We start from the raw sequence: 26,816 nt of genomic DNA on the forward strand, positions 1-26,816 counted from the left end.
CCTTCTTACAGATCGCCGAAGAAGCGTTTCACGCCTTCGAACCAGCCATTGGCTTTCGGCGAGTGGGAACTGTCGCCCTCCAGCGAATCACGCAGCTCTTCGAGCAGCTCACGCTGGCGACGGCTGAGGTTGACCGGGGTTTCCACCGCGACCCGGCACATCAGGTCACCGGCACCACCACCGCGAACCGGTGCCACACCTTTGCCGCGCAGACGGAACTGCTTGCCGGTCTGGGTGCCTTCCGGGATCTTCAGCTTGACCCGGCCATCGAGGGTCGGCACTTCCAGCTCGCCACCCAGGGCAGCGTCGGTGTAGCTGATCGGCACTTCACAATACAGGTGCTTGCCGTCGCGCTGGAAAATCGGGTGCTCACGCACGTTGATGACAACGTAAAGGTCGCCAGTCGGTCCGCCGTGCGAACCGGCTTCACCTTCACCAGACAGACGAATACGGTCGCCGGTATCAACGCCAGCCGGGACCTTGACCGACAGTGTCTTGTACTCTTCGATGCGCCCTTCGCCGTGGCACGAGTCGCACGGGTCGGTGATGATCTTGCCCTGGCCGTGGCAGCGCGGGCAGGTCTGCTGGACCGAGAAGAAGCCCTGCTGCATGCGCACCTGGCCGATACCGCCGCAGGTCGGGCAGGTCGACGGCGACGAGCCTTTCTTGGCCCCGGAACCGTCGCACGGCTTGCAGTTGACCAGCGTCGGCACACGGATATTGACCGTGGTGCCGCGCACGGCTTCTTCCAGGTTCAGTTCCAGGGTGTAGCGCAGGTCGCTGCCACGCTGGGCGCCACCGCGCGAACCACCACGGCCACCGCCGAAGAAATCGCTGAACACATCGCCGAAGATATCCGAGAAGTTCGCGCCGCCGAAACCGGCACCGCCGCCACCCATGCTCGGATCCACGCCGGCATGACCATACTGGTCATAGGCCGCACGCTTGCTGGCATCGGAGAGCACTTCGTAAGCCTCGTTGGCTTCCTTGAATTTCTCTTCCGAGTCCTTGTCATCAGGATTACGGTCCGGGTGATGCTTCATCGCCAGGCGGCGATAGGCCTTCTTCAGGTCCGCTTCACTGGAGCCGCGCTCAACTCCCAGAACTTCGTAATAGTCACGCTTTGCCATAAGTCTTTGCACTCTTGAGGACGTTCGGCAAACCTCTGCGCATTCCGCGCTGTGCCGCCAGCACCCGCCTCACCTGCCCCACGGGCGGCTGACAGATGCTGTAAAAATTCGGGTATTGCAGACACGCCAACGCGGGAGCAAGCCCCCGCGCGGCGACATCCTACCAGCCAACCATCAATAAACAGTCAACTGGCCGACAACCTGTAGCAATTACTTGTTGTCTTTGACTTCTTCAAACTCGGCATCGACGACGTCGTCGTGCTTGGCTTCCGGCTCAGCTTGCTGGGCGCCACCCTGAGGCTGTTCAGCCGACTGCTCGGCGTACATCTTCTGGGCAACCGGAGCCGAGACCTTCGACAGCTCTTCGACTTTAGCGTCGATGGCAGCCTTGTCGTCGCCCTTGATGGCGGCTTCCAGGGCAACCACGGCCGCTTCGATCGCGGTTTTCTCGTCAGCAGTGACCTTGTCACCAGCGTCAACGACCATCTTGCGAGTCGAGTGAACCAGTGCATCACCCTGGTTACGGGCAGCGGCCAGCTCTTCGAACTTGCGGTCTTCTTCCGAGTTCGCTTCAGCGTCGCGGATCATCTGCTGAATTTCTTCATCAGACAGGCCGGAGTTGGCCTTGATCACGATCGACTGGGTCTTGCCAGTGGCCTTGTCTTTGGCGCCGACGTGCAGGATGCCGTTGGCGTCGATGTCGAAGGTCACTTCGATTTGTGGCACACCACGTGGAGCAGGTGGAATGTCGGCCAGGTCGAACTTGCCCAGGGACTTGTTCTGTGCAGCCTGCTTACGCTCACCTTGCAGCACGTGAATGGTCACGGCGCCCTGGTTGTCATCGGCAGTCGAGAACACTTGCGACTTCTTGGTCGGAATAGTGGTGTTCTTCTCGATCAGCGCGGTCATCACGCCGCCCATGGTTTCGATACCCAGGGTCAGCGGGCTGACGTCCAGCAGCAATACGTCCTTGACGTCACCGGCCAGTACCGCACCCTGGATGGCAGCACCCATGGCAACCGCTTCGTCCGGGTTGACGTCTTTACGCGCTTCTTTGCCGAAGAAGTCGGTAACCGCTTTTTGCACCAGCGGCATACGGGTCTGACCGCCGACCAGGATCACGTCGTCGATCTTGCTGACGTCGATACCGGCGTCTTTCATGGCGATGCGGCATGGCTCGATGGTGCGCTGAACCAGGTCTTCTACCAGCGATTCCAGCTTGGCGCGGGAGATCTTCACGTTCAGGTGCTTAGGACCGGTGGCGTCTGCAGTGATGTACGGCAGGTTGACGTCGGTCATCTGGCTCGAAGACAGCTCGATCTTGGCCTTTTCAGCGGCTTCTTTCAGGCGCTGCATAGCCAGCGGGTCACCCTTGAGGTTCATGCCGCTTTCTTTCTTGAACTCGTCGACGAGGTAGTCGATCAGGCGGATGTCGAAGTCTTCACCACCGAGGAAAGTGTCACCGTTGGTGGCCAGAACTTCGAACTGGTGCTCGCCATCGACTTCGGCGATTTCGATTACCGAAACGTCGAAGGTACCGCCACCCAGGTCATAAACGATCACGGTGTGATCGCCCTTGGCCTTGTCCATGCCATAGGCCAGCGCAGCCGCGGTCGGCTCGTTGATGATCCGCTTGACGTCCAGACCGGCGATACGGCCGGCGTCTTTGGTGGCCTGGCGCTGGCTGTCGTTGAAGTAGGCCGGAACGGTGATCACCGCTTCGGTCACTGGCTCGCCGAGGTAGTCTTCGGCGGTCTTCTTCATTTTTTTCAGGATTTCAGCCGAGATTTGTGGCGGCGCCATTTTCTGGCCGTTCACTTCAACCCAGGCGTCGTTGTTGTCAGCTTTGACAATTTTGTACGGAACCATCTGGATGTCTTTCTGCACCACTTCTTCTTCGAAGCGACGACCGATCAGACGTTTTACCGCGTACAGGGTGTTGTGCGGGTTGGTGACCGCCTGGCGCTTGGCCGACTGGCCAACCAGGATTTCGCCGTCGTTGGCGTAGGCGATGATCGACGGCGTGGTACGAGCGCCTTCGGCGTTCTCGATGACCTTGACGTTGCCGTTTTCCAGAATGGAGACACAGGAGTTGGTGGTCCCCAGGTCGATACCGATGATTTTACCCATGTTAACTCTCCCGAAACTTGAATTTGGTTGCCGCAGCAGTGGTGGCTAACTGCGGTAATACTTGAATGCTTGACACCTAGATGGGGGCGCCGAAAACGATTTCAAGCCTGCTCGTCAATCGACGGCGAAACCGCTGCCGGGGCCTTGCTGACCACGACCATGGCCGGGCGCAGCAGGCGACCGTTGAGCTGGTAGCCCTTCTGGAACACCTTGAGCACGCTGTTGGGCTCGACCTCGGCGCTTTCCTGCATGGCCATCGCCTGATGGTGCTCGGCATTGAACGGTTCGCCGTGCGGGTCGATGGCCTCGAGGTTGTAGCGCTTGAGGGTGTCGTGGAACATCTTCAGGGTCAGCTCGATACCTTCGCGCATCGGGCGAATGCTCTCGTCGTCGGGGCTGGACAGTTCCAGGCCGCGCTCGAGGCTGTCGATGACCGGCAGCAGGTCACCGGCGAATTTTTCCAGGGCGAACTTGTGCGCCTTTTCTACGTCCTGCTCGGCGCGGCGGCGCACGTTCTGCAGGTCGGCGGCGGTGCGCAGGGATTGATCCTGGGCCGCCGCCAGCTGCTCTTCGAGCACCTGCACGCGGGCGCTCAGCTCTTGGTCGCCAGTCGCTTCGGCGTTCAGATTCTGTTCATCCAGCTGTTCGTCAGCCATAAAATCTCTCCTCTCGAATAAGGTCTGCGAGCATTACTCGCGCGTCTGCCGGCTATATGGGGTCGCAAAACCCAGGTTCAAGGGCCGGCAACACAGCTTGTACACATTCGCTCATAACCCAGCGCAATCAGAACCGCGCCGCGATTACCAAATTGAACTAAACATCAGCATTGTCAGCGGATTTGAAAACACTGTATAAATAACCAGACCTAACGCCTGGGAGCCGCCCCAATGCTGGTGCACCTGTCCGTACACAACTACGCCATCGTCGAACACCTGGACCTCGAGCTCGCCCGCGGGATGAGCGTCATCACCGGTGAAACCGGGGCCGGCAAATCGATCATGCTCGACGCCCTGGGCCTGACCCTGGGCGATCGCGCCGACAGTGGCGTGGTGCGCCCAGGGGCCGACAAGGCCGACATCCTTGCCACCTTCGACCTGGTCGACATCCCCGAGGCGCGCAGCTGGCTCGCCGAACGCGACCTCGACAGCGACGGCCCGTGCATCCTGCGCCGGGTGATCACCGCCGAAGGCCGTAGCCGTGGCTATATCAACGGCACGCCCTGCCCGCTCGGCGACCTCAAGGCCCTGGGCGAGCTGCTGATCGATATCCACAGCCAGCACGAACACCAGTCACTGCTGAAAACCGACACGCATCGGCGCCTGCTCGATGAATACGCCGGCGCCACCGACCTCGCCCGCCAGGTCCAGCTTGCCGCCCAGCGCTGGCGCCAGACCCGCCAGGAGCTGGAGCGGCTGTCCAATTCCGGCGACGAGCAGCGCGCGCAGCACCAGTTGCTCAGCTATCAGCTCGAAGAACTCGACAACCTTGGCCTGGGCGAGAACGAGCTGGAACTGCTGGAGCAGGAACACAAGAACCTGACCAACGCCGAAGCACTGTTCGGCATCTGCCGCCAGGTCATCGACCACTGCAGCGAGAACGACTCGGGCAACGTGCTCAATGCTCTGACCGCCAGCCTTAACCGCCTGACCGCCGTGCACAACGCGCCCAAGGCCCTGGGCGAGGCAGCCAGCATGATCGCCAGTGCGCAGATCCAGGTAGAAGAAGCGGTTGGCGAGCTGAACCGCTTCCTCGACAACTTCGACGCCGACCCGGCGCGCCTGCAACAGCTCGAAGAGCGCCTCGACACCATCTATACCCTCGCCCGCAAACACCGGGTGCACCCCACTGAGCTGGCTGGCCTGCAGCAACGCCTGATGGAAGAGCTGGAGAACCTCAACGCCAACGACGAATCGATCGAGCGCCTGGGTGAAGAACTGGCCGCCTATGCCCGCCACTACCAGGACAAGGCCGGCGAACTGAGCGCCCTGCGCCAGCAAGCCGCCAGCCAGCTGGCCAGTGCAGTGGAGCAGGAAATCCAGCGCCTGGGCATGCCGGGCGGGCGTTTCAGCATCGAGCTGCGGCCCAACAGCAGCGACGAACTGCAACCCCAGGGCCTGGAGCAGGTCGAGCTGCTGGTCAGCGCCAACCCCGGGCAGCCGCTCAAGGCCCTGGCCAAGGTGGCTTCCGGTGGCGAGCTGTCGCGGATCAGTCTGGCGATCCAGGTGATTACTGCACAGACCTCGCGCATCCCGACCCTGGTGTTCGACGAAGTCGACGTCGGCATCGGCGGGCCAACGGCAGAGATCGTCGGCCAGCTGCTGCGCCGCCTGGGCGAGCGCGGCCAGGTGCTGACCGTCACTCACTTGCCGCAAGTGGCTGCCCAGGGCCATCACCACCTGTTCGTGCACAAGGTGCGCGACAGCGATGCCACCCACACCGCAGTGGCCAACCTGGGCAAGCGCGAGCGCGTTGAAGAGGTTGCACGCATGCTCGGCGGCATCGACCTGACCAAAGAGTCCCTGGCCCACGCCCGCAAGATGGTGGTCACCAGCAAGGCCTGAAGCGCGCAGCTATAAAAAGCTGCCAGCCAGAAAGCACGAAGGCGACCCCAGGGTCGCCTTCAGTACATATGCAGCAATGTAATAATTGCTTACTTTTTCTTGCGTACGTACAGGACCAGATTGTGGTCCACCAGCTCGAAACCGTGCTCTTCCACGATTTGCTTCTGGCGCTTCTCGATTTCACTGTCGAAGAACTCGATGACTTCGCCGGAATCGACGTTGACCATGTGGTCGTGGTGACCACCGTCAGCCAGCTCGAACACGGCGTGGCCGCCATCGAAGTTGTGGCGCACGACCAGGCCTGCGGCTTCGAACTGGGTCAGAACACGGTAAACCGTGGCCAGACCGACGTCCTCGCCTGCCTCCATCAGCGCTTTGTAGACATCCTCAGCACTCATGTGACGCTGCTCGGTAGAGTCGAGCATCTGTAGAATTTTCACTCGAGGCAGTGTCACCTTGAGACCGGCTTTGCGCAGTTCGCTATTTTCAACCATGGTCAGCTTTCTCGCCGATGCTGCTTCGCAGCTTCTCTGAATACGGGTATGATCGGGGTTTACGTTGTCCAGCCAAGATAGTGGAAGTCGCCCACCGATGCAAAACACCAAGCTCTTGCTAACCAGCCTCACCTTCGTGGGACTGCTCGCACTCGCCGGTTGCTCGTTCCCCGGGGTTTACAAAATCGACATCCAGCAGGGCAATGTCGTCACGCAAGACATGATAGACCAATTGCGCCCCGGAATGACCCGTCGGCAAGTACGGTTTATCATGGGCAACCCGCTGATCCAGGATACGTTCCACACCAATCGCTGGGATTACCTGTACAGCCTGCAGCCTGGCGGCGGTGAGCGCCAACAGGAACGCATGAGCATCTTCTTCAACGAGAACGACCAGCTCAGCAGCCTGTCCGGCGACTTCATGCCGGGTGTCAGCCGCGACCAGGAAATCCTCGGTGGCAGCGGCGATACGACTGTCAGCCCGACCGGCAGCACCGAACCCGCTGCGCAGGAAAAACCTGCCAAGCCAGGCTCGCTGGAAGACACCATCCAGAAAGACGTCGATACCATTGAGGTTATCCCGGTGCCGGTGCCCGAGCCACTGGATACCTCGCCGCAGTAAGCCTGCAGCGCGTACAAAAAAGCCCGGACCCGTCCGGGCTTTTTATTGCCTGAAATTCAGCGCTTGGCTTTCTTGAAGACCCTTGCAACCTTGGCCGCGCGCTGCTTGCGCACCTCTTTCGGGTCCGCCAGCAAAGGCCGATAAAGCTCGATGCGATCACCCGCCTCAACCTTGTGCGCTTCAGGATTGGCGATCACCCGGCCAAAGACCCCGACCGGGCAGGCCTGAATATCGGCCTCGGGAAAATGCGCGGCGATCCCCGACAGTTTTACTGCTTCATTGATAGTCGCACCCGCCGGCACCTCAACACTGAGCAGCACCTGCCGCTCAGCCACGGCATACACCACCTCGACGGTCAGCAAGGCTTCAGACATGGAGCTGCTTGGCACGCTGGCAGAAAGCATCGACAAGAGTGTTGGCGGCCTGGTTGAACAACGGCCCCAAGGTGGCACGCACCAATGGCCCGGCGTAATCGAACGACAGGTCGAGGCTGATCTTGCAGGCTTTCTCGCCCAACGGCTTGAACACCCAGACACCATGCAGCTGGGAAAATGGCCCTTCTTCAAGGTTCATTTCGATGGACTGGCCCGGCACCAGCACATTGCTGGTTACAAACTGCTGGCTCATCCCGCCCTTGGCTACCTCAAGGCGTGCGCGCATGTGCGTGTCGCTTTCTTCGATCACGGTGCTGGACGAACACCAGGGCAGGAACTCCGGGTAGCGCGCGACATCATTGACCAGGTCGTACAGGGCCTGGGCGGGATATGGCAGCAGGGCCGAACGTTGAATATGGGTAGTCATCCAGGGGTCGATTCCAAAGCTGAGCGGCAAACGCAACCCGAATGCCGATGGGCGCCATTGAGCGCATCAAGTGCGCGCATTGTCCGGGATTCACGGCAATGGCTCAAGCGCACCGCTACCCATAGCCGACAGCGCGGCGACTGCCTATAATGCCGCCCCTATGGCTAAACAAAAGAAACATCCGACAGGGACTATCGCGCAGAATAAAAAGGCGCGTCACGATTACTTCATCGAGCACAAGTTCGAGGCCGGATTGGTCCTGTCCGGTTGGGAAGTAAAAAGTCTGCGTGCCGGCAAGGCGCACCTGACCGACAGTTACGTGGTGCTCAAGGATGGCGAGGCCTGGCTGATGGGCAGCCACATCACGCCGCTGACAGCCGCCAGTACTCACGTCATCGCCGACCCGACACGTACCCGCAAACTGCTGCTCAACCGTCGAGAGCTGGAACGCCTGCACGCGGCTGTCCAGCAGAAGGGCTACACCTGCGTGGCCTTGTCGATCTATTGGAGCAAGCACTTGATCAAGTGCGAAATCGCACTGGGCAAGGGCAAGAAGGAATACGACAAGCGCGATACCCAGCGCGAGCGCGATTCCGACCGCGAGTTGCAGCGCGCGGTACGCAACAAGGGCAAGGAAGACTGATTCCAGCCTGAAGCGCCCTCATCGCGGGGCAAGCCCGCTCCTACAGGGGCGAGTTTGCCCCACGATTGCTAGCGCCCGCTGCGCCGCTCCGCCCGCGCCACCCGCTGAACCTCCTGGCGCACTTCATCGAGCACTTCCTGCACATAGGTGATGTGCCGGCTGGAGACTTCGCGTGCATCTTCGGCACGCCCTTCGACAATCGCCAGGTACAGCTCGCGGTGCTGGCTGATGAGCATGTCGCGGGTTTCGCTGCGCTGTTTGTACATGCCGCCGATGTTGGTCACCACGTTGCGCTTGAGCAGGTCGAACAGGCCACGAATGGTGTGCAACAACACCGCGTTATGACTGGCTTCGGCGATTGCCAGATGAAAACGCGCATCGGCCGCGCCCTCTTCGGCCCGGTCGACTTCATCAGCGCGGGCGTAGCAATCCTGCAAAGTGTCGAAGGCCGCCTTGAGCCGCAGGCGATCCGGCTCGGTGGCGCGGATCGCCGCATAATAGGCGCAGGATGCCTCCAGGGTATGCCGGAATTCCAGCAAGTCGCGCTGCGCTTCAGGGTTGCTTTCGAGCAACTGCAGCAGCGGGTCACTGAAGGTCGAGCCGAGCGATTCGGCCACATAGTTACCACCGCCCTGGCGGCTGACCAACAAGCCCTTGGCCACCAGCTTCTGGATCGCTTCGCGCAACGACGGTCGTGACACGCCGAACTGCTCGGCCAGCGCCCGCTCGGCAGGCAGGCGCTGACCGGCCGTCAAGGTGCCTTCGAGAATCATCCCTTCCAGCCGTTCGACGATATCGTCGGACAAACGGCGTTGGCGGACCTGATCAAAAACCATCACATGCTCTCCACAATCCCGAGTGCGTTCGGGGCTGTCTATTCTGGCGCATCCGCGACCCGCCGACACTAATCAGTTGGCAAATTTCCCTGCCGTTCAGGCCCGCTCCCCTTCAACCATCCCAAGAAAAGTTTCCTGGGACAAATTGACACAGCCACTTCGAGGCTTTTAACCTAGCGCCTCGACATTGTAAATTGGTCTTACCAATTATCCAATGCCAGTGCCTGACCAACAACAATTAGGGGCCACCCCATATGCAAACCTGGCAACAGCTTTACAGTCCGCTTGGTAGTCTTGGCCTGTCCGCGCTCGCGGCAGTCATCCCGATCGTGTTCTTTTTCCTCGCGCTGGCGGTGTTCCGCCTCAAGGGTCACGTGGCTGGCAGCATCACGCTGGGCCTGTCGATCCTGGTGGCGATCTTTGCTTTCCAGATGCCTGCCGACATGGCCCTTGCCGCCGCCGGATACGGCTTTGCCTATGGCCTGTGGCCGATTGCCTGGATCATTGTCGCCGCAGTGTTCCTGTACAAGCTGACGGTCAAGAGCGGCCAGTTCGAAGTGATCCGCAGCTCGGTGCTGTCGATTACCGACGACCAGCGCCTGCAGGTGCTGTTGATCGGTTTCTGCTTCGGCGCCTTCCTTGAAGGTGCGGCAGGCTTCGGCGCCCCGGTGGCGATCACCGCCGCCCTGCTCGTGGGCCTGGGCTTCAACCCGCTGTACGCCGCCGGCCTGTGCCTGATCGCCAACACCGCGCCTGTGGCCTTCGGCGCCCTGGGCATCCCGATCATCGTGGCCGGCCAGGTCACCGGTATCGATGCGTTCAAGATCGGCGCCATGACCGGCCGCCAGCTGCCCTTGCTGTCGCTATTCGTACCGTTCTGGCTGGTGTTCATGATGGACGGCCTGCGCGGCGTCAAAGAGACCTGGCCAGCCGCCCTGGTGGCCGGCCTGAGCTTTGCCGTGACCCAGTACTTCACCTCGAACTTCATTGGCCCAGAACTGCCGGACATCACCTCGGCCCTGGCCAGCCTGATTTCCCTGACCCTGTTCCTCAAGGTCTGGCAGCCCAAGCGTTCGTTCGCCGCCGCCCCCGGTAGTGTTGGCGCCGCTGTGGTACAGAGCGGTGGCAGCCAGCCTTCGCCGTACAGCTTCGGCGAGATCTTCAAAGCCTGGTCGCCGTTCCTGATCCTCACCGTGCTGGTCACCATCTGGACCCTCAAGCCGTTCAAGGCCGCTTTCGCCGCCGGTGGCTCGATGTACAGCTGGGTATTCAACTTCGCCATCCCGCACCTTGACCAACTGGTGATCAAGACCGCACCGATCGTCGCCACCCCGACGGCGATCCCGGCGGTGTTCAAGCTCGACCCGATTTCTGCCACCGGTACCGCGATTTTCTTCTCGGCGCTGATCTCGATGCTGGTGCTGAAGATCAATTTCAAAACTGGTCTGACCACTTTGAAAGAGACCTTCTTCGAACTGCGCTGGCCGATCCTGTCGATCGGCATGGTCCTGGCCTTTGCCTTCGTCACCAACTACTCGGGCATGTCGTCGACCATGGCCCTGGTACTGGCCGGCACTGGCGCGGCGTTCCCGTTCTTCTCGCCGTTCCTCGGCTGGCTGGGCGTGTTTCTGACCGGTTCCGATACTTCGTCGAACGCCCTGTTCAGCTCGCTGCAGGCCACCACCGCGCACCAGATCGGGGTCAACGACACCCTGCTGGTGGCCGCCAACACCAGCGGCGGCGTGACCGGCAAAATGATTTCGCCGCAGTCGATCGCCGTGGCCTGCGCCGCTACCGGCCTGGTCGGCAAAGAGTCGGACCTGTTCCGCTTCACCCTCAAGCACAGCTTGTTCTTCGCCACTATCGTTGGCCTGATCACCTTGATCCAGGCTTATTGGCTGACCGGCATGCTGGTTCACTAAAGTGTCAGGGGCCGGGCGCGTTGTGGTGCGCCCGGCAGCTCCCCTTCACCCAACGCTGCGAGACCCCATGATCATTTCTGCCGCTACCGATTACCGCGCAGCAGCCCAACGCAAGCTGCCGCCATTCCTGTTCCACTACGCCGACGGCGGTGCCTACGCCGAGCACACGCTGCGCCACAACGTCGAAGACCTGGCCGGCATCGCCCTGCGCCAGCGCGTATTGAAGAACATGTCCGAGCTGAGCCTCGAGACCCAACTGTTCAACGAAACCCTGAGCATGCCGGTGGCCCTGGCGCCGGTCGGCCTGACCGGCATGTACGCACGCCGCGGCGAAGTCCAGGCGGCGCGGGCGGCAGCGGCCAAAGGCATTCCGTTCACCCTGTCGACGGTGTCGGTGTGCCCGATCGAAGAAGTGGCGCCGGCCATTGACCGGCCGATGTGGTTCCAGCTCTATGTGCTCAAGGATCGCGGCTTCATGCGCAACGCCCTGGAGCGCGCCAAGGCCGCTGGCGTTACCACCCTGGTGTTCACCGTGGACATGCCGGTGCCCGGCGCCCGCTACCGCGATGCGCACTCCGGCATGAGCGGCCCGAACGCGCCGCTGCGCCGCGTCTGGCAGGCCATGACCCACCCGCAGTGGGCCGTGGATGTCGGCCTGCTGGGCAAACCCCATGACCTGGGCAACATCTCCGCCTACCGCGGCAGCCCCACGGGGCTGGCCGATTACATCGGCTGGCTGGGCGCCAATTTCGACCCGTCGATTTCCTGGAAAGACCTTGAGTGGATCCGCGAATTCTGGGAAGGCCCGATGGTGATCAAGGGCATCCTCGACCCGCAAGATGCCAAGGACGCCGTGAAGTTCGGCGCCGACGGCATCGTCGTCTCCAACCACGGCGGCCGCCAGCTCGATGGCGTGCTGTCGAGTGCCCGCGCCCTGCCGGCGATTGCCGACGCGGTCAAAGGCGATCTGAAGATTCTCGCCGACTCCGGCATCCGCAGCGGCCTGGACGTGGTGCGCATGATTGCCCTGGGCGCCGACACCGTGTTGATCGGCCGTGCATTCCTCTACGCCCTGGCCACCGCCGGTGAAGCCGGGGTGAAGAACCTGCTGGAGCTGTTCGAAAAAGAAATGCGCGTGGCCATGGTGCTGACAGGCGCCAAATCGATCAGCGAAATCACCCGCGACTCGCTGGTCCGCGAACTGGGTGCCTGATAGCCGCGCCTTCGAATCACCGCCTGATTGACCGGGGCACGCGGCGCACCAGACGCCACGGCCCCGCGAGGAGATTGCATGAGTCTGCCCGCCGCGTTTCTCGACTCGGTAGCACGCCTGATACCCGCCGAGCGCCGTTTCGACGATCCGCTGTCGACCCTGGCTTTCGGCACCGATGCCAGCTTCTACCGGCTGATTCCCAAACTGGTGATACGGGTCGAATCCGAAGATGAAGTGGTCGCCCTGCTCAAGCTGGCCCAGCGCGAGCGCGTGCCGGTCACCTTCCGCGCCGCCGGCACCAGCCTGTCCGGCCAGGCCATCAGCGATTCGGTGCTGATCGTGCTCGGCGATAACTGGAACGGCCGCGAGATTCGCCACCAGGGCCAGCAGATCCGTCTGCAACCGGGCGTGATCGGCGCCCAGGCCAATGCCTGGCTGGCCCCGTTCGGGCGCAAGATCGGCCCGGACCCTGCCTCGATCAACGCCTGCAAGATTGGCGGTATCGTCGCCAACAATGCCAGCGGCATGTGCTGCGGCACCGCGCAGAACACCTATCACACCCTGGCCGGCATGCGCCTGGTGCTGGCCGACGGCACGCGCCTGGACAGCGAAGACCCGGCCAGCGTCGCCGCCTTCGAACAGAGCCACGCCGACCTGCTCGATAAGCTCGCGCGCCTGGCCCGGGACACCCGCGCCAACACTGAGCTAGCCGCCAGAATTCGCCACAAGTACCGCCTGAAGAACACCACCGGCCTGTCGCTCAATGCCCTGATCGACTATGACCAGCCGCTGGATATCCTCAGCCACCTGCTGGTCGGCTCCGAGGGCACCCTGGGCTTTATCAGTGCCGTGACCTACGACACGGTGATCGATCACCCGAACAAAGCCTCGGCACTGATCGTCTTCCCGGATGTAGAAACCTGCTGCAACGCCGTTACCGTACTCAAGAGCCAACCGGTATCGGCGGTGGAACTGCTCGACCGACGCAGCCTGCGCTCGGTGCAGGACAAGCCCGGGATGCCGGCCTTCGTCCAGCAACTGTCCGATGGCGCCTGCGCACTTTTGATCGAATCCCGCGCAGCAACCCAGGCGCTGCTGCACGAGCAACTGGCGCAAATCATGGCCTCGCTGGCCAGCTTCCCGGTGGAAAAGCAGGTCAACTTTACCGAAGACGCCAAGGAGAACGCCAAGCTCTGGGCCATCCGCAAGGACACCTTCCCGGCCGTTGGCGCGGTGCGCAAGACCGGCACCACGGTGATCATCGAAGACGTGACCTTCCCGGTCGAGCAACTGGCCATCGGCGTCAATCGCCTGATTGCGCTGTTCGACAAACATCACTATGACGAGGCGATCCTGTTCGGCCATGCCCTGGAAGGCAACCTGCACTTCGTCTTCACCCAGGGCTTCAACAGCGCCGAAGAGGTCGCGCGTTACCAGGCCTTCATGGACGACGTGGCGCAACTGGTGGCGGTCGAATTCGGCGGCTCGCTCAAGGCCGAACACGGCACCGGGCGCAACATGGCACCCTTTGTTGAGCTGGAATGGGGCAGCGATGCCTACCAGTTGATGTGGCAGCTCAAGCGCCTGCTCGACCCCAATGGCATTCTCAACCCGGACGTGGTGCTCAGCGAAGACCCGCAAATCCATCTGAAAAACCTCAAGCCGCTACCGGCGGCTGACGAGATCGTCGACAAGTGCATCGAATGCGGCTTCTGCGAGCCGGTCTGCCCGTCCAAGGGGCTGACCCTGAGCCCGCGCCAGCGCATCGTCATGTGGCGCGATATCCAGGCGAAAAAACGCGCTGGCAGCGATACCCGCGAGCTGGAACGCAACTACCAGTACCAGGGCATCGACACCTGCGCCGCCACCGGCCTGTGCGCCCAACGCTGCCCGGTGGGTATCAATACCGGTGAGCTGGTGAAAAAGCTGCGCGGCCAGGCTGCCGAACACGTGAAGACTGCCGATTGGCTGGCTGACAATTTCCATACCGCCCTCAGTGGCGCGCGCCTTACCTTGCAAGCCGCCAACGGCGCCCGTCGCCTGCTTGGCGCGCCGCGCCTGAGTCGCCTGAGCGCCAGCCTCAGTAAGCTCAGCCACGGCCGAGTACCACAGTGGACGCCGGCCATGCCACAACCGCTAAAAGCGGTGCAGCTCAGCCCGGCCAGCAACGATGCGCGGCCCCGAGTCGTCTATCTGGCCGCCTGTGTTTCAAGGGTGATGGGTCCGGCGGCGGCGGATCGCGAGCAAACCTCGTTGCTGGACAAGACCCGCGCCCTGCTGGAAAAGGCCGGCTATCAAGTGGTATTCCCGGACAACCAGGACAACCTGTGCTGTGGCCAGCCGTTTGCTTCCAAGGGCTATGCCGAGCAGGCCGAGCACAAGCGCCAGGAGCTGATCAACGCCCTGCTGCACGCCAGCCGCGGCGGCCTTGACCCGATCTACTGCGATACCAGCCCGTGCACCTTGCGCCTGGTCCAGGATCTCGCCGAAACGCGCCTGGACCTGTATGACCCGGTGCGCTTCATCCGCACCCACCTGGTCGACAAGCTGGAGTTCACCCCCCAGGACGAGCCGATCGCCGTACACGTGACCTGCAGCACCCAGCACCTGGGTGAAAGCCAGGCGCTGATCGACCTGGCGCGGCGTTGCAGCAAACAGGTGGTGATTCCCGAAGGCATCCATTGCTGCGGTTTTGCCGGTGACAAGGGCTTTACCACCCCGCAGCTCAATGCCCATTCGCTGCGCAGCCTCAAGGATGCGGTGCAGTACTGCAGCGAAGGCATCTCTACCAGCCGCACCTGCGAGATCGGCCTGTCGAACCATGGCGGGATCGATTATCACGGGCTGGTGTACCTGGTGGACCGGGTAACACGGGCGCGGGCTATCTGAACCTTTGTGAGAGCGGAGCAGTCCATCAAATTAGGCCCCCCTTTCCCGAGGCCTTCCCAGCCAAGGAGATTCACATGAAGCGTACTGCGATTTCCGGACTGTTCATTGCCGCCGCACTGCTTGCCTCCCCTGTGTTTGCGGAAGAAGACCTGTGCGCCCTAAACCTACAGAAGATTGAAGATGCCACGGCTACCGCCGGAGCTACCTCCGAAGGTATGGACAACGCCGTGGCCGAGCATGTCAAGGACGCCAAGGCTGCCCAGGCAGCGGGTAACACGAAAGACTGCATTGCTATTACCAGCAAGACTCTGGAGCGCCTGGAGAAAACCGAGAAAGGCAGCAACGGCCAATAACCCGTCTGCCGGGCGATGTCAGACCAGCAGTCGACGTCGCCCGACCGATGGCGTATACTGGACCTCGAGCGTTGAAAAACGCTTACAGCTAGAGCGCAACACATGGGGCCGATTAGGATTCGACGCCGGTAGTGAAACTCTAGGTGCATGCCGAGTTGGTAACAGAACTCGTAAATCCACTGTTGCAACTTTCTATAGTTGCCAATGACGAAAACTACGAGGGTTACGCTCTCGCTGCGTAAGCAGCCGAGCCCGCTCTCCTGGTAGCTTCGGCTCCAGCAATCACTAGGGGATGCCTGTAAACCCGAAGTGATTGTCATACAGAACAGGATCGCCGTGCAGTACGTTGTGGACGAAGCGGCTAAAACTTACACAACTCGTCCAAAGCACCCTGCCCGTCGGGCGGCTGCGGATTAACTCAATAGACACGGCTAAGCATGTAGTACCGACAGCGGATCACTGGCGGACGGGGGTTCAAATCCCCCCGGTTCCACCAAATACGCAAAACGAAAAAGGCATCTGGCGCTTGCGCCGATGCCTTTTTTGTTGCCCGCAGAACCCTGACTGAACCCGCCTGTCGGCCATCGACACGCTGCGGACAAAACCGTGCTCATCCTATTGGCGCAGCGGTCGATAAACACCTGGAAGGACCGCCCCGTCTCGTATCCTTGTCGACTCCGGGGGGCCGCAACCACCACAGAACAGGAGCAGGCATGAAAGTCTGTATGACCCACCGCGAGACCTTCTACCACGTTCTCAAGGCAGTGTTTGACGCCTGCAATAAAAAGCCGGTCATCGCCGAGCTTGGCGTCTTGCGCGGGCAAAATGCGCTGAACCTCTATAACGCCCTCAGCCCTGAACAGATGGTCTTGATCGACAGCTGGAGCCCCTCGGCCACCGAAGCCTACAGCCCGTTCGACCAGCTGCCACCTTGGGTTGACCCTGTAGATAGCTATGATTACTACTATGGCGGCTCGCTTTATGACATGGCCACCTGGGACAACCTGTATGAAGAATGCCAGGGCAAATTCGCCGACAAGCCCAACGTCACCCTCATTCGCGCCGAGACGATCGACGCCATTCCTGAGATCCAGCCAAGAACCGGTATCGAGAAATTCGACCTGATCTACATTGATGCCAACCATCAATACGAGTACATCCTGCGCGACATGATGTACTACCAGGACCTGCTGGCCGATGATGGCTTCATGCTTCTCAACGATTGCTGCCATAGCCTGCAAGGCACCAAGCAGAACCTGGGTGTACTGGAAGCCCTCAGCAGCTTCCTCAAGCGTTCCGACTTCGTGCCTGTGGCCGTGACCAACACTGACTGGTCGGATGTCATCCTGGTCAAAAAGAACTCGATGATGCTGCAACTTGTGGACATCGCCATCACCAACTCGGATATCCCGTTCGTCGAAATCCCGCATCAACTGATGTCCGCCGCCCGGGTTGTTTACGGCAAGCAGCGCACCAACATCAGCTTTGCCTGATCCGGCGTACTTCAAGGACGAAGCCATTGCGCCCATTGATTATCCTGACCCTGCTCCTGCTGTGCGGGTCGCTGCAGGCCGCACCTAAGTGCGAGGACTTCCTCGGCACATTGGGCGCGTACCCCAAGGGCATCCAGTACCAGGGCTGCCATCAGGACATCGAAGGACAGACGGCGCCCTTGATCGCGACCTACAAGGTCAGGGGCACCGAAGCAGCGGTGGCCGAGGCCCACCTGCAGCAAACCTATGGCATGGGCCGCCTGCAGTTTTTCTGCTGCATGTGGGACTCGCTGCGCCACTTCCACCGCGACCCACACAGCGACATCACTTACCAAGTCCTCATGGCCTCCGAAGAGACGCTGGCCAACCAGCGCTCGCAGTGGGCACAGATCGAGTTCTTCTACATCACCGTCAGCGTCGATACCCTCGAACCCTGAGCGGCCATCAGCCCTTGGCGAACTGCAGCAGCACCTCCAGCGGATGACGCAACTGGCGCTCAGCCATGCGCTTGACCTGGCTGCGGCAGGAATAACCGGTGGCCAATGCTTCCCCCGGTTTATCCAGCTTGCCGGCCCAGGATTGCTCGAAGATGGTCCGCGAGGTGTCCTGGTTGCGCGCTTCGTGGCCATAGGTACCCGACATGCCACAGCAGCCAGTGGCTTCGGTAACCAGTTTCAGCCCCAGGCGGGCGAATACCTGTTCCCACTGACGGGTGCTGGCCGGCACGTTGGTTTTTTCGGTGCAGTGGGCCAGCAGGCGGAAGGTTTCGCTGGCGCCCGCAGCCTGTTCAGGCAGCACGTCGATCAACCATTCCTGCGGCAGCAGCACCTTCGGGCAATCGCTCAGGCCTTCGACCTTCTGGTATTCCTGGCGATACACCAGGGTCATGGCCGGATCGAGGCCGACCAGCGGCACGCCGCAATCGGCCAGGGCCTTGAGCTGGGTGGCGTTGCGAATCGCCGCTTTGCCAAAGGCTGCGAGGAAGCCCTGGACATGCAAGGGTTTGCCGTTGGCGCTGTAGGGCGCGAGGAACACCTTGTGACCCAGCCGATGGGCCAGTTCGATGAACGACGCCAGCAACGGTGTTTCGAAGTAGCGGGTGAAGGCATCCTGAACCAGAACGATGCTGCGCTCGCGCTGGGCAGGGGTCAGCTCGCGCAGCGCGGGTACGCTGGCCGCGCGCACGTTGCAGCGGGTCAAGGTGTTCTGCAGGTTGTAGCGGCTGATCAGCGGGCTGTCGAGCATGCCGACATGGCGCTCAAGCAGGCGGCTGACCCACTTCGAACCCATCACCGCGTTGTACAAGCCTGGCGCATAAGCCATGTAAGGAATGCTGAACTCCAGCGAACCGATCAGGTAGTCACGCAGCGGACGCTGATAGCGGCCGTGGTACAGCTCCAGAAAGCGTGAACGAAACTCCGGCACGTTGACCTTGATCGGACACTGCCCCGCGCAGGATTTGCACGCCAGGCAGCCGGCCATGGCTTCGTAGACTTCGTGGGAAAAGTCAGCCTCGCCACGGGAGCGGGCCTGGTTGTTGCGCAGGCGCTTGGGCAGCTCCTTGAGCCAGGAGGTCTTGTTCTTTGCCGCCGCCAGCACATCGATACTGGCCGCACCCTGCAGGCGCAACCATTCGCGGATCAGCGAGGCACGGCCCTTGGGCGAATGCTGGCGTTCGCGGGTGGCTTTCCACGATGGGCACATGGCGTCGTTGGGGTCGAAGTTGTAGCAGGCGCCGTTGCCGTTGCAGTGCACGGCGCTGCCAAAGCTCTGCCACACCCGCTCATCAATCTGCCGGTCAAAGTCGCCGCGCATCGGTGCTTCGTTGACCTTTATCAGACCCTGTTCGCTGTCCGGCGGGGTGCAGATCTTGCCGGGGTTGAGCTGATTGTAGGGGTCGAAGGCGCCCTTGAGCGATTGCAGCGCCGGGTACAGGGCGCCGAAGAAATCCGGCACGTATTCCGAACGCAGGCCCTTGCCGTGTTCGCCCCAGAGCAGGCCGCCGTAGCGATGGGTCAGCGCCGCCACGGCATCGGAAATCGGCTTGACCAGCGCCGCCTGGGCCGGATCTTTCATGTCCAGCGCCGGGCGCACGTGGAGCACGCCGGCATCGACGTGGCCGAACATGCCGTAGGCCAGGCCGTAGCTGTCGAGCAAGGCACGGAAATCGGCAATGTAGTCGGCCAGTTGCTCGGGCGGTACGGCGGTGTCTTCCACGAACGGCTGCGGGCGCACTTCGCCTTCAACGTTGCCAAGCAGGCCCACCGAGCGCTTGCGCATGGTGTAGACGCGGGTCACCGCTTCGGCGCCTTCAGCCAGGGTGTGGCCCAGGCGCTCGACGCCGGTATCGGCCTGCAGGTGGGCGACGAAGGCTTGCACCCGCGCGTTCACTTCTGCCGGATCATCACCACAGAACTCCACCAGGTTGATACCGAGGGTCGGGCGCTCGGCTTCGGCGGGGAAGTACTCGGCGACGCTGTGCCAGACGATGTCCTTCATCGCCAGCATCAGCACCTTGGAGTCCACCGTCTCGATCGACAGTGGCTTGTGCGCCATCAGCGCATTGGCATCGCGCAGGGCATCCATGAAGCTGCTGTAGCGTACGTTGACCAGCACGGCGTACTTGGGAATCGGCAGCACATTGAGCTTGGCCTCGACCAGGTAACCCAACGAGCCTTCGGCACCGCACAGCACGCTGTTGAGGTTGAAGCGGCCCTGCTCGTCGCGCAGGTGCGCGAGGTCGTAGCCGGTCAGGCAGCGGTTGAGCTTGGGGAAGATGGTCTCGATCAGTTCGGCCTGGGTTTCCTGAATCTGCCGGGCCATGCGGTACACCTCACCGCTGCGGCCTTCTTGTGCACAAGCCTGCTCCAGCGCCTGATCATCAATCGGCAGGCTGTGCAGGCGCTCGCCGCCGAGCAGCACACTGTGCAGTTCGAGCACGTGGTCGCGGGTCTTGCCGTAGGTGCAACTGCCCTGGCCGCTGGCATCGGTGTTGATCATGCCGCCGACGGTGGCGCGGTTGGAGGTCGACAGCTCCGGGGCGAAGAACAGCCCGTGGGGCTTGAGCGCTGCGTTGAGCTGGTCCTTGACCACCCCGGCCTGTACCCGCACCCAACGCTCCTCGACGTTGATCTCGAGAATGTTGTTCATGTGCCGCGACAGGTCGACGACGATGCCGTCGGTCAGCGACTGGCCGTTGGTGCCGGTGCCACCGCCGCGCGGGGTGAGCTTGATCTGGCGAAAGCGCGGTTCGGCCATCAGCGTAGCGACGCGGGCAACATCCTCGGCATCCAGCGGAAACACCGCCGCTTGCGGCAGGCGCTGGTAGATCGAGTTGTCGGTGGCGAGCACCGTGCGGGTGGCATAGTCGGCGCTGAACTGGCCACGGAAACCGCTGGCGCGCAGGGCGGCGAGAAAATCGGCATAGTCGCCAGCGGGGGCGCTGGTCGGCAACTGGGCGATCATCAAAGGATGGCCTCTTTAATTTGGCTAATCACGGGAATATCGGAACACTTGCTGGCTGAGCATAATTAGGTCAGCCTCAAGACACTGATATGCCAATGATCCCGGAGCGCGACGCTGCGGACAACTGGATATTTCTGCCGCTATCGATGACTTTTACGAATGAATTACCGCCATCTCACACCGTCCATGTCATTGCTGCTGGCGTTCGAAGCCGCCGCCCGGCATGAAAGCTATACCCGCGCCGCCACCGAGCTGTCGCTGACCCAAAGCGCGGTGAGCCGCCAGGTGCAGGCGCTGGAGCAGCAACTGGGCCTGACCCTGTTCCGCCGCGAAGGCCGCCAGGTGCGCCTGACCGATGTCGGCCGGCTGTATCAACGGGAGATGAGCGAAGCCCTTGGGCGCATTCGCAGCGCCACCTTGCAGGCCATGGCCTATCAGTCCGGCGAAGGCAGCCTGCGCCTGGCCACCCTGCCGACCTTCGGTTCCAAGTGGCTACTGCCGCGCCTGCATGAATTCTACAAATTGCACCCGGGCATGCTGGTGCACATCAATTCGCGCATCGAAGCCATCGATTTCGAAACCAGCGGCATCGACGCCGCCATTGTCGTCGGCAATGCCGACGTGCCGGGCCTGGTCTGTCATCGCCTGCATGCCGAAGAGTTGCTGGTGATTCTGTCGCCGGAGACTGCCGCCAGCCAGGCCGACTGGTCGCCGCCGCGCCTGCCTGAGCAATTGCTGCTTAACGTGGCCAACAACCCCAACGCCTGGGGCGAGTGGTTTTCCCATCATGGCCTGGCGCACCGCAGCATGCGCCTGGGGCCAAGCTTCGAGCTGACCTCGCACCTGATCCAGGCGGTGCGCGCCGGCATCGGTATCGGCCTGGTGCCGCGCATCCTGGTGGCCGACGAGCTGGCCAGCGGGGAGCTGGTCAGCGTCGGCGCGCCGTTTGCCAGCCAGCGCAGCTATTACCTGATCTACCCGCCGCGCAACCAGTCGCTGCCGTCATTGGCGGCATTTCGCGGCTGGTTGCTGGGGCAGATCTGAGGCGCTGGCTCAGATGCTCAGGCAGATCTTGCCGAAGTGCTGGTTGCTTTCCTGGTAACGGAAGGCCTCGACGATCTGTTCCAGCTCGAAGGTCTTGTCGATCACCGGGCGCAGGCCATTGGCATCGATGGCGCGGACCATCGCCTGCTGCTGGGCGCGGCTGCCAACCAGCACACCCTGCAGGCGGATCTGCCGCACCAGCGCCTGGACCAGCGGCAGGTTGCCCGCCACGCCGGTAAGAATGCCGATCAGCGACACATGCCCGCCGATACGCGCGGCGATCATCGACTGCTCCAGGGTCGCCGGACCACCGACCTCGATCACGTGATCGACACCGCGGTTGGCGGTGAGCTGGCGTACTTTCTCGCCCCAGGCCGGGGTTTTGCGGTAGTTGATCAGGTGGTCGGCGCCCAGGGCCTTGAGGCGTTCGAGCTTGTCGTCGCTGGAGGACGTGGCGATCACCGTGGCGCCCGCCAGTTTGGCGAACTGCAGGGCGAAAATCGACACGCCACCGGTGCCTTGCACCAGCACGGTATCGCCCGGCTTGAGCGAGTCGTCGGCCATCAGCGCACGCCAGGCAGTCAGGCCGGCGGTAGTCAGGGTCGCCGCTTGCGCGTGGCTGTAGCCCTTGGGTGCATGAGTAAAGGACGTCGCGCGAGCGGTGACCTGTTCGCGGGCGTAACCATCGATGCCGTCGCCCGGAACGCTGGCGAAACCTTCGACCAACGGTTGGCCATCCAGCCAGTCCGGGAAAAACGTACTGACCACCGAATCACCGACAGCGAACTCGTTGACGCCAGTGCCCACTGCGGTCACCACGCCAGCGCCATCGGCCATGGGGATACGCGGCGCAGTCGGCCCCCACATACCGCTGACCACGGCAAAGTCGTGATAGTTGAGCGAGTTGGCATGCAGGCGCACGCTGATTTCGCCGGCTTGCGGGGCGGCTGCCTCGCGGGTGCCTACCTGCACCTTGTCGTAACCACCGCCGGTCTGGACGATAATGGCCCTGCTGGTCATGGAAACCTCCTGAGTCGATTCGGCAAATAGCTGACCAGTCTTCGCCCGACCCTGCCCCAGGTCAAGCACGAGCGCTTGCATAGTGCGCCAGCAAACCACAATAATGCGACTAATTATCAATTACTCGATATTGCCCCGCCATGCCCGCTCCCGATCATGCTGCCCTGCACGCGCTCTACAGCGAACATAACGGTTGGTTGAAAAACTGGCTGCGTACCCGCCTGGGCAATGCCGCCGATGCCGCCGACCTTGCCCAGGACACCTTTATCCGGGTATTGAATGCACGCAATGCAGACACCATTCGCGAGCCGCGCAGCTACCTGGGCGCCATCGCCCATGCGCTGATGATCGACAAGTTTCGCCGCAAGGCGCTTGAACAGGCCTATCTGGACGAACTGGCGCTGCGCCCGGAGCGGGTCGCCGAATCACCGGAAAGCCGCTTGCTGATCCTCGAAACCCTGCTGGCGGTGGACCAGATGCTCGATGGCCTGGGCGAGCGCACGCGCTCTATCTTCCTGGCCGTGCAACTCGAAGGCCTGAGCTATGTGGCTACCGCCGAACGCCTGGGGATATCGGTGACCACGGTGAAAAAACACCTGATCCGCGCCATGACCCACTGCCTGCTGCTCACGGACGACTGACATGGCCCAGCCGCTGGACTATCGCACCCTCGAAGCTGCCGCCACCTGGTACGTGCAGCTCAACGCCGCGCCGCCCAGCGCTGCGCAGTTGCAGGCCTGGCAAGACTGGTTGGGCAAGAACCAGGCCCATGCCCAGGCCTGGGCGCGGGTCGAAAAGCTGCAGCGCCAACTGGGCCGGCTGCCCGCTGATGTCGCCCTGCCGACGCTTGCCGGCGTGCGCGCCCGGCGCCGCGCCGTGCTCAAGACCCTGGCGCTGCTCATGGCCGTTGGCGCAACCGGCTGGGCGGTACAACAAAGTACCCCGGGCCAGGCGTGGATGGCCGAGCTGCGCACCGGCAAGGGCCAGCGCCGCCAGGTGCGCCTGGACGATGGCAGCCAGCTTGAACTGAACACCGACAGTGCCGTGGATATCCGCTACGACAGCCAGCAACGCCTGCTGCGCCTGTACAGTGGTGAGATCATGGTGCAAACCGCCCCTGACAGCGCGGCGCGCCCGTTCATGGTCGAAACCGCCGAAGGCCGGGTGCGCGCCCTCGGCACGCGCTTCAACGTGCGTAGCGACAATGGCCTGAGCCGGGTCAGCGTGCTCGAACATGCGGTGCAGGTGCGCCCGCTCGACCAGCCGCTGCTGATGCTGCGCCTGGAGGCCGGGCAAAGCGTCAGCTTCAACCGCACGCAGATTGCTGCCGCCAGCACCGCCCTGCCTGGCACCGGCGCCTGGACCCAGGGCATGCTGACCGTGATCGAATGGCGCCTGGCCGATTTCATCAGCGAACTGCGCCGCTACCGCCCCGGCGTGCTGCGCTGCGCCGAGGGCATCGCTGACCTGCGCCTGTCAGGTGCGTTTCGCATCGACGACACCGACACGATTCTGGAAAACCTCGGCGTGTCGTTGCCGGTCAGGGTGCGTTACATGACTCGCTACTGGGTCAGCATTGAAGCTGTCTGAAGAAATTTCGTACAAAGGGTTGCCGATTTTCATTCTCATTCGGCTACGCAGTTAAAGCGGCAAATTTCGACCGCCCCTCTGCCCAGCCAATCGAAGGAAATCCTGCATGACCCCGACTTGTCCGCGCGCCCCTCGCCCGCTGGTTCGCGCTGTCCACCTGGCGCTGTTCGGCCTGACCCTGGCACCGCTGCCGCTGCTCGCGCTGCTGCCGGCCCAGGCCATGGCGCAAAGCGCCAGCACCCAGTTCCAGATCGCCCCGGGCCCGCTGGGCACTACCCTGAGCCTGTTCGCCACCCGCGCCAACATCACCCTATCGTTCGATGCCCGCCAGACTCAAGGCCAGCAGTCGGCCGGCCTGCACGGCACCTACTCGGTCGAGGAAGGCCTGGCGCGCCTGCTCAGCGGCACCGGCCTGCAGGCCCAGCGTCAGTCCAACGGCGGCTACGTGCTGGTGCCCGCCAATACTGGCGCGGCGATGGAACTGGGCGCCACCAGCATCAATGCTCAAGGCCTGGGTGAAACCACCGAGGGTACGCATTCCTACACTACCGCAGCGACCCGTACTGCGACCAAGCTGCCGTTGTCGATCCGCGAGACGCCACAAACCATCACCGTGGTTACCCGCCAGCAGATGGACGATCAGGGCGCCCAGAGTATTTCCGATGTGCTGCGCAATACCCCCGGCGTCTCGGCGCAAACCTATGACAGCGACCGCACCGAGTTCACCAGCCGCGGCCTGGTGATCACCAACTACCAGTACGACGGCGTCAACACCGTGTATGACGGGGTGTACGGTGAAGGTACCGCGCATGTCGACATGTCGATCTATGACCGTGTGGAGGTGCTCAAGGGCGCCACCGGCCTGATGACCGGCTCCGGCGACCCGTCGGCCACAGTCAACCTGATCCGCAAGAAACCGACCGCGCAGTTCCAGGGCTCGCTCACCGGCAGTGCCGGCAGCTGGGACAACTACCGCGGCGAAGTCGATGTCTCCGGCCCGATCAACAGCAGCGGTAGCGTGCGTGGACGTTTCGTCAGCGCCCAGCAGGACAAGAAGGGCTACCAGGACCATTACCAGCAGAACAAAGAGGTGTACTACGGCATCCTCGAGGCCGACATCACCCCGGATACCCTGCTGACCGTCGGTATCGACCAGCAGACCACCACCCCGCGCGGCAGCTCCTGGACCGGCAACCCGGTGTACTACACCGACGGCGGTCGCACTGACTTCTCCCGCTCGTTCAACCCGGGCGCCGACTGGAGCCGCCGCGACTTCCAGAACCGCACCTATTTCGCCTCGCTGGAACAGGCGCTGGCCAACGACTGGTCGCTCAAGCTCAGCGTCAACCAGTTGCAGAGCGATCACGACACCCGCCTGGCCTCAGCCAGCGGTGGCGCGCCGGATCGCAATGGTGACGGCATGTACTTTTTCTGGGGCCGCTGGGAAGGCCACCGGGTGCAGAACAGTGCCGACCTGAATATCTCCGGCCCGTTCACCCTGTTCGGCCGCCAGCACGACCTGGTCGTCGGCCTTGACACCAACCATTCGCGCCAGACCGGCGCCACCTGGGACACCGGCGAATTTGGCACGGTGCCCGGCAGCATCTTTGACTGGGACGGCCACATCGGCGTGCCGGACTTCCCGAAAAACGGCAAGTACGAACAGAAGAAGAGCCAGAACGGCGCCTACATCGCCACCCGCCTGCACCCGACCGATGACTTTTCAGTCATCCTCGGCACCCGGGTCAGCACCTTCAAGTACAGCGACAATTACGACTACGACGGCCTGAACCCGAACTTTGCCGACAGCCAGGCCAGCTACAAGCAACACGGCGTGGTCACGCCCTACGCCGGAGTGGTCTATGACCTGAACGACACCTACTCGGTGTACGCCAGCTACACCTCGATCTACCAGCCACAGAGCAACAAAGACAGCAACGGTGCCACCCTCGACCCGGTCGAAGGCGACAGCTACGAAACCGGCCTGAAAGCGGCCTACTTCGACGGCAAGCTCAACGCCAGCCTGGCGCTGTTTCGCATCGAGCAGGACAACGTCGCCGAGTCGATCGGCACCAACCCTGCGACCAATGAGGGCATCTACAAGGCGACCAGTGGCGCCACCACCCAGGGCATCGAGCTGGAAGTGGCTGGTGAGCTGCAGGAAGGCTGGAACCTCTCGGCCGGCTATACCTACGCGCGTTCACGCGATGCCGACGAGCAGCGTATCTATGGCTTCCCGATGAGCACCAGCAAACCTGAACACCTGGTGCGGCTGTTCACCACCTACCGCCTGCCGGGGGTGCTGGACAAGGTGACAGTGGGGGGTGGAATCAACTGGCAGAGCGCGTTCTACGGCAAGATCTACAACCGCTCGATCGAGGATTACAGCTTTATCAAGCAAGGCGGCTATACCCTGGTCGATCTGATGACCCGTTATCAATACAACGAGCAGCTGAGCTTCACGGTCAATGCCAACAACGTCTTCGACAAGCGCTACCTGACCGGGCTGGGCAACTTCGACACCACCTACTACGGTGATCCGCGCAATGTGATGCTGACGACGCGCTGGGAGTTCTGAGGCCCCATCGCGGGGCAAGCCCGCTCCTGCGC

At 62.3% G+C, this 26,816-nt stretch carries 22 protein-coding genes and 1 other RNA gene; 14 read left to right on the forward strand and 9 right to left on the reverse strand.

Annotation, left to right across the window (positions count from 1 at the left end; translation table 11 throughout):
• Nucleotides 1–5 precede the first annotated feature (5 nt).
• The 3 genes from dnaJ to grpE form a co-directional block, all read right to left on the reverse strand.
• Complete coding sequence (dnaJ, locus tag LOY22_RS23065) at nucleotides 6–1,130, reverse strand: molecular chaperone DnaJ (RefSeq protein WP_045199742.1); 1,125 nt, start codon at nucleotides 1,128–1,130, stop codon at nucleotides 6–8.
• A gap of 210 nt (nucleotides 1,131–1,340) precedes the next feature.
• Nucleotides 1,341–3,260 carry a molecular chaperone DnaK gene (gene dnaK, locus LOY22_RS23070; RefSeq protein WP_038998651.1) on the reverse strand — a complete coding sequence of 640 codons (1,920 nt, stop codon included), beginning with the start codon at nucleotides 3,258–3,260 and terminating at the stop codon, nucleotides 1,341–1,343.
• Between the two features lie 101 nt (nucleotides 3,261–3,361).
• Nucleotides 3,362–3,916, reverse strand: a complete 555-nt coding sequence (gene grpE, locus LOY22_RS23075) for a nucleotide exchange factor GrpE (protein ID WP_045199745.1) — start codon at nucleotides 3,914–3,916, stop codon at nucleotides 3,362–3,364.
• A 231-nt stretch (nucleotides 3,917–4,147) separates the two neighbouring features.
• On the opposite strand from grpE, the gene recN reads away from it, so the two are divergent.
• Entirely contained in the window at nucleotides 4,148–5,821 is a 1,674-nt protein-coding gene (recN, locus tag LOY22_RS23080; RefSeq protein WP_195885067.1) for a DNA repair protein RecN, read from the forward strand.
• A gap of 89 nt (nucleotides 5,822–5,910) precedes the next feature.
• Here recN and fur read toward each other — a convergent pair whose 3' ends face one another.
• Nucleotides 5,911–6,315, reverse strand: coding sequence for a ferric iron uptake transcriptional regulator (gene fur, locus LOY22_RS23085; protein WP_045199750.1), 405 nt, complete (start codon nucleotides 6,313–6,315; stop codon nucleotides 5,911–5,913).
• Between the two features lie 97 nt (nucleotides 6,316–6,412).
• Here fur and LOY22_RS23090 point away from each other — a divergent pair, with 97 nt between their 5' ends.
• Nucleotides 6,413–6,937, forward strand: a complete 525-nt coding sequence (locus tag LOY22_RS23090; protein WP_045199752.1) for an outer membrane protein assembly factor BamE — start codon at nucleotides 6,413–6,415, stop codon at nucleotides 6,935–6,937.
• Between the two features lie 56 nt (nucleotides 6,938–6,993).
• Here the strand turns inward: LOY22_RS23090 and LOY22_RS23095 are convergent, their stop codons facing one another.
• Nucleotides 6,994–7,311 (reverse strand): RnfH family protein, encoded by a 318-nt coding sequence (locus LOY22_RS23095; RefSeq protein ID WP_045199754.1) that lies wholly within the window; start codon nucleotides 7,309–7,311, stop codon nucleotides 6,994–6,996.
• The gene (locus LOY22_RS23100) at nucleotides 7,304–7,738 is read right to left on the reverse strand and encodes a type II toxin-antitoxin system RatA family toxin (RefSeq protein WP_045199756.1); all 435 of its coding nucleotides are present in this window, start codon (nucleotides 7,736–7,738) and stop codon (nucleotides 7,304–7,306) included. Before LOY22_RS23100 ends, LOY22_RS23095 begins: the two co-directional genes overlap by 8 nt.
• Nucleotides 7,739–7,898: 160 nt before the next feature.
• On the opposite strand from LOY22_RS23100, the gene smpB reads away from it, so the two are divergent.
• Nucleotides 7,899–8,381: an SsrA-binding protein SmpB gene (smpB, locus tag LOY22_RS23105; RefSeq protein WP_028944546.1), complete on the forward strand. Its 483-nt coding sequence runs from the start codon at nucleotides 7,899–7,901 to the stop codon at nucleotides 8,379–8,381.
• A gap of 68 nt (nucleotides 8,382–8,449) precedes the next feature.
• Here smpB and LOY22_RS23110 read toward each other — a convergent pair whose 3' ends face one another.
• Nucleotides 8,450–9,217 carry a GntR family transcriptional regulator gene (locus LOY22_RS23110; RefSeq protein ID WP_045199761.1) on the reverse strand — a complete coding sequence of 256 codons (768 nt, stop codon included), beginning with the start codon at nucleotides 9,215–9,217 and terminating at the stop codon, nucleotides 8,450–8,452.
• 254 nt (nucleotides 9,218–9,471) lie between these two features.
• Between LOY22_RS23110 and LOY22_RS23115 the strand changes: the two genes are divergently transcribed.
• The 7 genes from LOY22_RS23115 to LOY22_RS23145 all read left to right on the forward strand — a co-directional run bounded on the left by LOY22_RS23115 (nucleotide 9,472) and on the right by LOY22_RS23145 (nucleotide 17,524).
• Complete coding sequence (locus LOY22_RS23115) at nucleotides 9,472–11,139, forward strand: lactate permease LctP family transporter (RefSeq protein WP_093379286.1); 1,668 nt, start codon at nucleotides 9,472–9,474, stop codon at nucleotides 11,137–11,139.
• A 67-nt stretch (nucleotides 11,140–11,206) separates the two neighbouring features.
• Nucleotides 11,207–12,352 (forward strand): FMN-dependent L-lactate dehydrogenase LldD, encoded by a 1,146-nt coding sequence (lldD, locus tag LOY22_RS23120; RefSeq protein ID WP_045199765.1) that lies wholly within the window; start codon nucleotides 11,207–11,209, stop codon nucleotides 12,350–12,352.
• Between the two features lie 78 nt (nucleotides 12,353–12,430).
• A complete protein-coding gene (locus LOY22_RS23125) occupies nucleotides 12,431–15,241 on the forward strand; it encodes an FAD-binding and (Fe-S)-binding domain-containing protein (protein ID WP_093379281.1) in 2,811 nt (936 codons plus the stop codon).
• A 74-nt stretch (nucleotides 15,242–15,315) separates the two neighbouring features.
• Entirely contained in the window at nucleotides 15,316–15,594 is a 279-nt protein-coding gene (locus LOY22_RS23130; RefSeq protein WP_045199770.1) for a hypothetical protein, read from the forward strand.
• Between the two features lie 104 nt (nucleotides 15,595–15,698).
• Nucleotides 15,699–16,090, forward strand: a transfer-messenger RNA (tmRNA) gene (gene ssrA, locus LOY22_RS23135).
• A gap of 217 nt (nucleotides 16,091–16,307) precedes the next feature.
• Entirely contained in the window at nucleotides 16,308–17,087 is a 780-nt protein-coding gene (locus tag LOY22_RS23140) for a class I SAM-dependent methyltransferase (protein ID WP_045199772.1), read from the forward strand.
• A 26-nt stretch (nucleotides 17,088–17,113) separates the two neighbouring features.
• Nucleotides 17,114–17,524 carry a DUF4952 domain-containing protein gene (locus tag LOY22_RS23145; RefSeq protein WP_258594979.1) on the forward strand — a complete coding sequence of 137 codons (411 nt, stop codon included), beginning with the start codon at nucleotides 17,114–17,116 and terminating at the stop codon, nucleotides 17,522–17,524.
• Nucleotides 17,525–17,531: 7 nt separating this feature from the next.
• Here LOY22_RS23145 and LOY22_RS23150 read toward each other — a convergent pair whose 3' ends face one another.
• Nucleotides 17,532–20,552: an FAD-binding and (Fe-S)-binding domain-containing protein gene (locus tag LOY22_RS23150; protein WP_213603196.1), complete on the reverse strand. Its 3,021-nt coding sequence runs from the start codon at nucleotides 20,550–20,552 to the stop codon at nucleotides 17,532–17,534.
• A gap of 159 nt (nucleotides 20,553–20,711) precedes the next feature.
• On the opposite strand from LOY22_RS23150, the gene LOY22_RS23155 reads away from it, so the two are divergent.
• Nucleotides 20,712–21,596 carry a LysR substrate-binding domain-containing protein gene (locus tag LOY22_RS23155; RefSeq protein ID WP_195885075.1) on the forward strand — a complete coding sequence of 295 codons (885 nt, stop codon included), beginning with the start codon at nucleotides 20,712–20,714 and terminating at the stop codon, nucleotides 21,594–21,596.
• Nucleotides 21,597–21,605: 9 nt separating this feature from the next.
• Here the strand turns inward: LOY22_RS23155 and LOY22_RS23160 are convergent, their stop codons facing one another.
• Complete coding sequence (locus tag LOY22_RS23160; protein WP_045199781.1) at nucleotides 21,606–22,616, reverse strand: NAD(P)-dependent alcohol dehydrogenase; 1,011 nt, start codon at nucleotides 22,614–22,616, stop codon at nucleotides 21,606–21,608.
• 140 nt (nucleotides 22,617–22,756) lie between these two features.
• Between LOY22_RS23160 and LOY22_RS23165 the strand changes: the two genes are divergently transcribed.
• The 3 genes from LOY22_RS23165 (at nucleotide 22,757) to LOY22_RS23175 (ending at nucleotide 26,784) form a co-directional block, all read left to right on the forward strand.
• Nucleotides 22,757–23,257, forward strand: a complete 501-nt coding sequence (locus tag LOY22_RS23165; protein ID WP_045199783.1) for a sigma-70 family RNA polymerase sigma factor — start codon at nucleotides 22,757–22,759, stop codon at nucleotides 23,255–23,257.
• A gap of 1 nt (nucleotide 23,258) precedes the next feature.
• Complete coding sequence (locus LOY22_RS23170) at nucleotides 23,259–24,206, forward strand: FecR domain-containing protein (RefSeq protein ID WP_258594982.1); 948 nt, start codon at nucleotides 23,259–23,261, stop codon at nucleotides 24,204–24,206.
• Nucleotides 24,207–24,312: 106 nt separating this feature from the next.
• Nucleotides 24,313–26,784 (forward strand): TonB-dependent siderophore receptor, encoded by a 2,472-nt coding sequence (locus tag LOY22_RS23175; protein WP_093379261.1) that lies wholly within the window; start codon nucleotides 24,313–24,315, stop codon nucleotides 26,782–26,784.
• The last annotated feature ends 32 nt before the right edge of the window (nucleotides 26,785–26,816 follow it).

This window comes from Pseudomonas sp. B21-035, from assembly GCF_024748945.1.
Lineage (GTDB): Bacteria > Pseudomonadota > Gammaproteobacteria > Pseudomonadales > Pseudomonadaceae > Aquipseudomonas.